Origin of the sequence: Staphylococcus sp. HMSC056G08, from assembly GCF_001812305.1 — a bacterium.
In the GTDB taxonomy this organism is placed as follows: domain Bacteria; phylum Bacillota; class Bacilli; order Staphylococcales; family Staphylococcaceae; genus Staphylococcus; species Staphylococcus simulans.
Genome location: NZ_KV808443.1, coordinates 1 through 1,039, shown reverse-complemented (window position 1 = coordinate 1,039; position 1,039 = coordinate 1). Strand labels below are relative to the sequence as shown.

The following is a 1,039-nucleotide window of genomic DNA, read 5'->3' as shown; positions in this document are numbered from 1 at the left end:
AGGCAACCGTCAGTAACAGTTAACCTCAAGTACACTCCGCATATGAGTACCGCAAATACGGTTTAATAAAATCAAGATTAAGAGCTAAGTTAAATTCTGTAATCTAACAATTGATTTGTTGTTTACAAACCCTAACTGGTTAATCTTCGATTCTTCACTTCCAACTATTTTTTTGATTGAATTTGTAATTTTCCTTATTTGATATTTATCATTAATTTGCTTTACAAAATGATGTATTATGAATATTATTACCGATAATCTGTTTGAGTAGTTTCCGTCTTTAAATTGAAAAACATCATTTTTCCAATCATTATGAATCATCGGGGCAGTGGTCAATTTTATATCAATAATATTTGAATTATGAGCGCATATATTCCTTATAAAATTAAGACATTTTAACCATGAAACCAATTGCTTATTACTGCATTTATAATAATCTGAAATTTTCTGTAAATTCTTTTTTGACATTAAAGTTAATAGGTTAACTATGTCTCCAAACATTAAAACATCAGTCATTAGCCAAACACTAGGTAATCTTTCTTGATTAAAATTCTTTTTTTCTCTAATTTCATGATTTCTTGATAACTTTGTTTTCTTAGCTAACTCTTTTTTAAATTTGTTTTCTTGATAATTTAAATAATGTTTACAGTATTCGTTTTTATTACACCACTTTGAAAAATCAAGATAACCAAAAGCTCCGTAGGTTTCTCCCAAAACATAAGATATTCTTGTCTTCAAAGATACTTCTATTTTTTCTATTGCATGTAGTAATCCCATTCTTAAATTTTTGTCTTGATAATATCTAGTGATGACATCGTCAAACTTAATTCCATGATAAACTCTAACATTGTTACCAAATTTATCTTTAGTCACTTTAGATAAAGGATAAGCGAATTCTTTCAGTTTGTAATATCCTATGTTTTCTAACTTTTTAATAGCATTATCAATATTGTTTATGATCATGCCTCTTTCTATTAATAAATTCGCTTGTTCTTGAAAGTTCAAAGGTTTAGGTTTCATTTTTTCACCTCAAAAAAAA

At 26.9% G+C, this 1,039-nt stretch carries 1 protein-coding gene; it reads right to left on the bottom strand.

The window, feature by feature from the left end; translation table 11 throughout:
- Window positions 1–84 precede the first annotated feature (84 nt).
- Window positions 85–1,020: an Abi family protein gene (locus tag HMPREF2846_RS02240; RefSeq protein ID WP_070625489.1), complete on the bottom strand. Its 936-nt coding sequence runs from the start codon at window positions 1,018–1,020 to the stop codon at window positions 85–87.
- Between the last annotated feature and the right edge of the window lie 19 nt (window positions 1,021–1,039).

Excerpts from the sequence above, each read along its gene's own strand:
- HMPREF2846_RS02240 (WP_070625489.1), bottom strand. The coding sequence starts at position 1,020 with ATGAAACCTAAACCTTTGAACTTTCAAGAACAAGCGAATTTATTAATA.